Raw genomic sequence first — 7,327 nt, 5'->3', positions numbered from 1 at the left:
CGTGGTACTTGAGAGTCACCCCACGACCAGGGCCGGACACTAACCGCTGATCACCAGCGGCACCACCAACTCTGACACCGAGTGGTACTTGCAGATGCCGGGAGAGGCAGGGGTGGGCTGGTCAGGCGGCGGCCACGTCCACGTGTGCGCCGTCACCGACGACCAGCCGGTGGCGGCCCGCCGAACCGACCCGTGCGCGGCGCCCGATCAGCGACGTCTCGATGCCGGACACGTTGTGCACCGACGCCTCGCTGAGCACGATCGAGTCAGCCACGCCGGACTCGGTGATCCGGCAGTCCGCGCCGATCGACACGTACGGGCCGATGATCGACTCCTCGACCAGCGTGCCGGGACCGATGATCGCGGGCCCGACGATGCACGACCGCACCACGCGCGCGCCCTCCTCCACCACGACGTCACCGATCAGCCGCGACTCGTCGTCGACGATGCCCTGGACGTCGCCGCGCAGCCCCATCAGCAGCTCGCGGTTGCACTCCAGCACGTCCTCGACCTTGCCGGTGTCCTTCCAGAACCCGGAGTAGATCCGCGCCCGCACGTCGCGCTCGTGCGTGACGAGCCACTGCAGGGCGTCGGTGATCTCGAACTGGCCGCGCCACGACGGCTCGATCGAGTCGATCGCGACGTGGATCGCGGGCGTGAAGAAGTAGACGCCGATCATCGCGAGGTCGCTGCGCGGCTCCCGCGGGTGCTCGATCAGCCGCGTCACGCGCGAGTTCTCGTCGACCTCCGCCACGCCGTACAGGCGCGGGTCCTCCACCTTGTCCACGAGCACCTGGGCGGACGGCCGCAGCCGCGCGAACTCGTCGGCGATCTGCCCGATGCCGTCGGTGAGGACGTAGTCCCCCAGGTACAGCACGAAGTCGTCGTCGCCGAGGAACGGCCGGGCGATCTTCACGCAGTGCGCGACGCCCAGCGCGAAGTCCTGGTCGAGGTAGGTGAGCGAGACCCCCAGCACGGCGCCGTCGCCGAACATCTCGATGATCTCGCTGCCGTTCTCGCCGACGACGACACCGATCTCGGTGATGCCGATGTCGCGCAGGTTCTCCAGCACGTACTCCAGCACCGGTTTGTTCGCGATGGGCACCAGTTGCCTCGGCAGCGGGTACCCGGCCGGGCGCATCCGCGTCCCCGCACCTCCGGACAGCACAAGAGCTTTCATGGGTCCTCCACCGCGGCAGCGGGTAGTTCGGGTGGGGACGAGCGTCGGGCCGCGCGCTGGACGACAGCTGGAGAACGGTCAGAACACGAGGAAGGGGCCCCGCGCGTGATGTTTGCGCGAGGCCCCTTTCCAGCAGGTGGGAACTACCGGTCGGACATCGGCGTGCCCGACGGCGGGGTGGGGGCGTCACCCATCCGGCCGCTGACGTTCGCCGGCACCTCCTGCGACGCGCGCGGCATCGGCGACCGGGTCTGCGCCTCCTCCTGCACGCGGTTCAGCCAGCCCTCCCAGCGCGCCTGCATCGGGCGGACCAGACCGCCGCCGACACCGATGATGACCACACCGGCCACGGTGGCGAGCACGGCGACGAGCACCGGCATGGTCACCGAGACGGCGATGCCGAGCTGGTTGAGCGCGGCGATGACGCCCAGCGCGATCACGAAGCCGTAGGTGATGTTGCCCAGCAGCCGGGTGTACGAGCGCTGGCCCAGCGCACCGGTGACGAGGCCGCGCAGGGCGGTGCCGATCGCCGACGCGACGATCACCAGCACCAGCGCGACGACGATGCGCGGCAGGTACGCGATGACCTCGTTCAGCAGCGTGCTGACCGGGTTCGAGGCGCCGAAGACGCCGAACGCCAGCTGCAGCGCGATCAGCAGCACGAAGTAGTACACGATCTTGGCGATCAGGCCGGTCGCGTCCATGGACGACTGCTTCAGCGCACCGGTCAGGCCGGAGCGCTGCACGAGCTTGTCGAAGCCGACGCGCTTCAGCAGGAAGCTCACGCCCTTCGAGAGCGCCTTGGCGATGAACCAGCCGATGACCAGGACGAGCAGGAAGCCGAGCAGCTTCGGCACGAACGTGGCCACCATCGCCCACGCCTGGCCCAGGCCCTCGGTGATTTGCGAGCCCACGGGCCCTCCTAGAACGAAGTTGCGGTGAGTGAAGCTCCGACCAGGTGATCGTTTCGCGGATCAGACCACTCAGCAACAGCGACACTGTGACACGAAAGGGTGGCTGACGTGGATTTTTGTCGTAATACAGTCCAGAGTGGAACTACCGGTGGGGACCGGGGAGAGGGAAGCGCCCGACACGCTCCGTGTCGGGCGCTTCCACATTTCCGGGTCTCCTACGGGAGGGCGCTCAGGCCCCGGCCGTCCAGGTACTGCTGGATGTGCTCGGCCGACAGCACGGGTGCCTCCGCCGTGGTTCCCGAGCCGTCCTTCGGCACGTTCGGGCGCGGGTCACCCAGGCACTCGGAGCTGCTGCCGGGCAGGGCGCCGTCGATCAGGTACCGGTTGACCTTCCGGTCGACACAGGTGTTGCCGCCGTTGTAGAGGCCGTGCTTGCCCTCGTCGAGGACGGTGATCAGGTTGTGCCCGAGCCGCCTCGCCATCGCCGGGCCGCCGGCGTACTGCGTCTGCGTGTCGCCCTCCGCCTGCACGACGATGCCGACCGGGTAACCCGCACGCGCGAGCCGCACCGGCGGCTCCGGCGGGGTGAACGAGCGGAACGTGCAGGTCATCGGTGCCGCGCGGATGATGCCGTAGCCGTACGGGTAGCGCTCGCGGAACGTGCGCATGTCCTCGTAGTAGGTGTCCAGGTCCGTCGGCCAGTCGGACTCGCAGGTCACCGTGTCGAACACACCGGAGCGCAGCTCCTGCAGCCCGGTCCTGGCCAGCAGCTGGGCGGCCTGGGCGCCCTGGGCGTTCGCGGGCTGGTCACCCGACCTCAGCTTCGCCACGATGTCGGCCAGGTCGGTCCACAGAGGACGGTAGCGGGACCCGACGCCCATGGCGCCGTCGAACGACGACCGCGTGTGGCCCTCGACCGGCGTGGCGTGCAGCTTGGCGGCGACCGACTCCACCGCGGCCAGCACCTCGGCCGGGGACTTGCCGAGCGCGAACTTCTCGTTGCGCTCCGCCACCCACGCCGCCCACGCCTCGGCGTCGCGCCGGTAGGCCACGGCCTGCTGGCGGAACTGCTCGTGCCAGATCCACTCCGGGTGCACGGCGCTGTCGAGGACGCTGCGGTCGAGCCGGTCCGGGAACAGCGTCCCGTACACCGCGCCCAGGTACGTGCCGTAGGAGTAGCCCAGGTAGTTGATCTTCGGCTCGCCGAGCACCGCGCGCACGAGGTCCATGTCCCGCGCGGTGTTCGGGGTGCTGACGAACTGCCTGATCCCGCCGGCGGAGCGCTGGCAGGCCTCCTCGGCCTCGCGCGCCTCGGCCGCCCACTTGCCGAACTCGGAGTCCGCGGGCCGGGACTCGGGCTCGGCGATCGCGGGCGCGGTGCGGCAGTTCAGCGCGGTCGAGCCGCCGACGCCGCGCGGGTCGATGCCGATCAGGTCGTAGACCTGCACGAGGTCGGACTTGGCCAGGAACTGCGGCAGGCCGAGCCCGGACCCGCCAGGTCCACCCGGATTGGTGAACAGGACACCGCGGCGGCGCTCCGGTGCCGTGGCCCTCTTGCGGCTGACCGTCAGGTTGATCCGGTCGCCGCCCGGCTTGGTGTAGTCGAGCGGCGCGACGAGCGTCGCGCACTCCAGCTCGGTCAGCTTTCCCGTGCACGGCGCCCACTTCACCGGTTGGGCGACGAGCTCGGCCAGTGGGTCGGGCGGGTCGGCGGACGCGGCCGTGCCCACGGCCATGACCGCGACGACCCCGAGGGCGAGTGCCGGGTACCTGTGCAAGACGAAACCTCCGCGCCGGACGAACTGAAGACCATCTGGTGCCCGAAGGTATGGCCGCTCAGGCGCCGCCACGGGTTTGTGTCACCTGTTCCGGTGATGTCCGCCGCCACGGCATAGGCTGCGGACATGACCAGCAGCCCGACTTCCGAGAACACGAAGGAGGAGGTGCACCCTCCGGTCCTGTCGCCGCGCACGATGCGCAAGATCGAGCGCGCGTCCGGCAACCTCGCCACCGCGAGCGTCGCCGAGATGGAGCGGCGCCTGCCGTGGTTCGCGCGGATGCCGGCGGACCAGCGGGCGAGCGTGCTGCTGCTGATCCAGAACGGCGTGGCCGGGTTCGTCGAGTGGCTGCACGACCGGCAGCAGGCGATCCGGCTGACCGCGGACGCGTTCCGCAGCGCCCCCAAGGACATCTCCCGCTGGGTGAGCCTGCGCCAAACCGTCGAGCTGGTCCGGATAGCGCTGGAGCTGTTCGAGGAGCAGATGCCGGCGATGGCCGCAGACGAGACCGAGCGCGCGCTGCTGATGGAGGGCGTGCTGCGGTACGGCCGGGAGATCGCGTTCTCCGCCGCCACCTCGTACGCGACGGCGGCCGAGGCGCGCGGTGCGTGGGACGCCCGGCTGGAGGCACTGGTCGTGGACGGCATCGTGCGCGGTGATCCGGAGGAGTCGCTGCTGTCGCGGGCCGCCGCGCTGGGCTGGGACCCGGCGGCAGAGGCGACCGTGCTGGTCGGCAACCCCGGCGGGGAGGACCCGCCGACGATCGTCTACTCGGTGCGCAGCAAGGCGGCGCGGGCGAGCCGCCCGGTGCTGCTCAGCGTGCAGGGCTCGCGGCTGGTGGTCGTGCTCGGCGGGCCGACCGACACCGGTGAGGACGTGCTGGGCCGCATCGCCGAGGGCTTCGGCGAGGGCCCGGTGGTGGCGGGACCGACCGTGTCGTCGCTGTCCGAGGCGCACCGCAGCGCCAGCGACGCGCTGAGCGGGTTGCGCGCGGTCGTCGGCTGGCCGGCGGCGCCCCGGCCGGTGCGGTCGCTCGACCTGCTGCCCGAACGCGCGCTGGCAGGCGACCCCGAGGCGGAGTGGCAGCTGGTCGACCGGGTGGCGCGGCCGCTGGAGGACGCCGGCGGTGCGCTGCTGGAGACCGTGGACGCGTTCCTGGAGGTCGGCGGCGTGCTGGAGACGTGCGCGAAACGGTTGTTCGTGCACCCGAACACGGTCAGATATCGCCTTCGGCGCGTTCAGGAAATGACGGGAAGAAATGCACATGACGCTCGAGACGCACTTGTGCTTCGCGTCGCTTTGTCTGTAGGGCGACTTGCCCGCTCCCGGGGGCTGTGGTAGCCCGCCTCCTGTGACGGAGTTCGCACACATCCGGTGGAGTGAGGGCCAAACGACCTGGTACCCCGCTGAGCTGCGGTGACGTCACGCCCGGCGCATCGCGAGGACACTTTTGTAGGGTCTCTACAAATACGATCGCCGTACTTCGTCCTTTCCGGCATGGGGCGCCGGCGGGGCGACCGGCTTTAGTAATCGACGTGATCGCACTCCTCGCGCCCGGCCAAGGGTCCCAGACGCCCGGCATGCTCACCCCCTGGCTCGAACTGGAGGGGGCGGAGAAGCAGGTGCGGACGTGGTCGGACCTCACCGGTCTCGACCTGGTGCGGCTCGGCACCACCGCGGAGGCCGAGGAGATCGTCGACACCGCCATCACCCAGCCGCTGGTCGTGGCGCTCGCGCTGCTCGCGTTCGGTGAGCTGCGCCGCCGCCTCGAACTGCCCGCCGACGTCGTCGTCGCGGGCCACTCGGTCGGCGAGCTGGCCGCCGCGTCGATGGCCGGCGTGATCAGCGCCGATGACGCCGTCGCCCTGGCCGCCGTGCGCGGTCGTGCGATGGCCGAGGCGTGCGCGCTGGAGCCGACCGGCATGGCCGCGGTGCTCGGCGGCGACGAGCCGGAGGTCCTCGCCCGCCTGGAGGAGCTCGGTCTCGTGCCCGCCAACCGCAACGGCGCGGGCCAGATCGTCGCCGCCGGTCCGCGGACCGCGCTGGACGAGCTCGCGGAGAACCCGCCGAGCACGTCGAAGGTCCGCAAGCTGGCCGTCGCGGGCGCGTTCCACACCCGGTACATGGCGCCCGCCGAAGAGGCCGTGCGCGCCCGTGCCGCCGAAGTCGTCACGCAGGACCCGTCGCTGCCGCTGCTGTCCAACAAGGACGGCGCCGTCGTCACCGAGGGCGCCGAGGTGCTGCGCCGCCTGGTGTCCCAGGTCACCAGCCCGGTGCGCTGGGACGTCTGCCAGGCCACCCTCGTCGAGAAGGGCGTCACCGGTTCCGTCGAGCTGCCGCCGGCTGGCGCGCTCACGGGTCTGGCCAAGCGTGCGATGAAGGGCACCGCCACCCTCGCCCTGAAGACGCCCGACCAGCTGGAGAAGGTCGCTGAGCTCTTCGTCACCGCGGGAGAGACCCGGTGACGACCTTCGAGGCCCCTCGGGCAGCCGCGGGGAGCCGCATCCTCGGTCTCGGCAGCTACCAGCCGGAGACCGTGGTGAGCAACCACGACCTCGCCCAGCGCATGGACACCTCCGACGAGTGGATCCGCGAGCGCGTCGGCATCGCCAACCGCCGGGTCGCGGCGAAGGACGAGGGCGTCGTCGACATGTCCGTCATCGCGGGCACCAAGGCGATCGAGGACGCGGGCCTGACGCCGGAGGACATCGGCGGCGTGATCGTGGCGACGTGCACCATGCCGTCGACCATCCCGAACGCCGCCGCCCAGGTCGCCACGAGGATCGGCATCCAGGCAGCGGCCGCGTTCGACCTCAACGCCGCGTGCGCGGGCTTCTGCTACGCCGTCGCGACCGCGGCGGACATCGTCCGCGCCGGCACCGTGCGCAACATCCTCGTCATCGGCGCGGAGAAGCTCACCGACTGGACCCACCAGGACGACCGCTCGACCGCGATCATCTTCGCGGACGGCGCGGGTGCCGTCGTGGTCGGCGCCGGTGACGCGAACGAGATCGGCCCCGTCGCCTGGGGCTCGGACGGTTCCATGTCCGAGGTCATCAGGATCGACGACCGCGACTCGTTCATCCACCAGGAGGGCCAGGCGGTCTTCCGGTGGGCGACGACGCAGGTCGCCCCGGTGGCGATCCGCGCAGCCGAACTGGCGGGTGTCGAACTGTCCGACGTGGACGTGTTCGTCCCGCACCAGGCGAACCTCAGGATCATCGAAGCGATCGCCAAGCGCCTGCGCAAGAATGGTGCGCGCGAGGACCTGAAGGTCGCTCGAGACATCGTCGAATCCGGTAACACCTCCTCGGCCTCGATCCCCATGGCACTGGACCACATGCGGTCGGCGGGCGAGATCTCCAGCGGAGACGTGGTGCTGATGGTCGGGTTCGGCGCAGGACTGTCCTACGCGGGACAGGTGGTCCGGTGCCCGTGATTTTCCAGAGTGTGTC

6 protein-coding genes are annotated in these 7,327 nt (G+C 70.6%); 3 read left to right on the top strand and 3 right to left on the bottom strand.

Annotated features, from left to right (window positions below; all coding sequences use genetic code 11):
- Positions 1–121 precede the first annotated feature (121 nt).
- The 3 genes from ACZ7CD_RS34405 to ACZ7CD_RS34395 form a co-directional block, all read right to left on the bottom strand.
- Positions 122–1,180: a glucose-1-phosphate thymidylyltransferase gene (locus tag ACZ7CD_RS34405; protein ID WP_360397259.1), complete on the bottom strand. Its 1,059-nt coding sequence runs from the start codon at positions 1,178–1,180 to the stop codon at positions 122–124.
- A gap of 143 nt (positions 1,181–1,323) precedes the next feature.
- Positions 1,324–2,094, bottom strand: coding sequence for a mechanosensitive ion channel family protein (locus ACZ7CD_RS34400; RefSeq protein WP_360397257.1), 771 nt, complete (start codon positions 2,092–2,094; stop codon positions 1,324–1,326).
- Positions 2,095–2,309: 215 nt separating this feature from the next.
- Positions 2,310–3,872: an alpha/beta hydrolase gene (locus ACZ7CD_RS34395; protein ID WP_360397255.1), complete on the bottom strand. Its 1,563-nt coding sequence runs from the start codon at positions 3,870–3,872 to the stop codon at positions 2,310–2,312.
- A 126-nt stretch (positions 3,873–3,998) separates the two neighbouring features.
- On the opposite strand from ACZ7CD_RS34395, the gene ACZ7CD_RS34390 reads away from it, so the two are divergent.
- The 3 genes from ACZ7CD_RS34390 to ACZ7CD_RS34380 all read left to right on the top strand — a co-directional run bounded on the left by ACZ7CD_RS34390 (position 3,999) and on the right by ACZ7CD_RS34380 (position 7,311).
- The gene (locus tag ACZ7CD_RS34390; protein ID WP_360397253.1) at positions 3,999–5,213 is read left to right on the top strand and encodes a PucR family transcriptional regulator; all 1,215 of its coding nucleotides are present in this window, start codon (positions 3,999–4,001) and stop codon (positions 5,211–5,213) included.
- 194 nt (positions 5,214–5,407) lie between these two features.
- On the top strand, positions 5,408–6,337 hold the full coding sequence (locus ACZ7CD_RS34385) for an ACP S-malonyltransferase (RefSeq protein ID WP_470380550.1): 930 nt from the start codon (positions 5,408–5,410) through the stop codon (positions 6,335–6,337).
- On the top strand, positions 6,334–7,311 hold the full coding sequence (locus ACZ7CD_RS34380) for a beta-ketoacyl-ACP synthase III (RefSeq protein WP_360397249.1): 978 nt from the start codon (positions 6,334–6,336) through the stop codon (positions 7,309–7,311). The genes ACZ7CD_RS34385 and ACZ7CD_RS34380 overlap by 4 nt, the downstream gene beginning before the upstream one ends.
- Positions 7,312–7,327 lie beyond the last annotated feature (16 nt).

The sequence above is a fragment of the Lentzea sp. NPDC036949 genome (assembly GCF_055608075.1).
Note: the sequence above shows the minus strand (reverse complement) of the source record. Positions and strands in the feature narration are given on the sequence as shown.

Excerpts from the sequence above, each read along its gene's own strand:
- ACZ7CD_RS34405 (WP_360397259.1), bottom strand. The coding sequence starts at position 1,180 with ATGAAAGCTCTTGTGCTGTCCGGAGGTGCGGGGACGCGGATGCGCCCG.
- ACZ7CD_RS34390 (WP_360397253.1), top strand. The coding sequence starts at position 3,999 with ATGACCAGCAGCCCGACTTCCGAGAACACGAAGGAGGAGGTGCACCCT.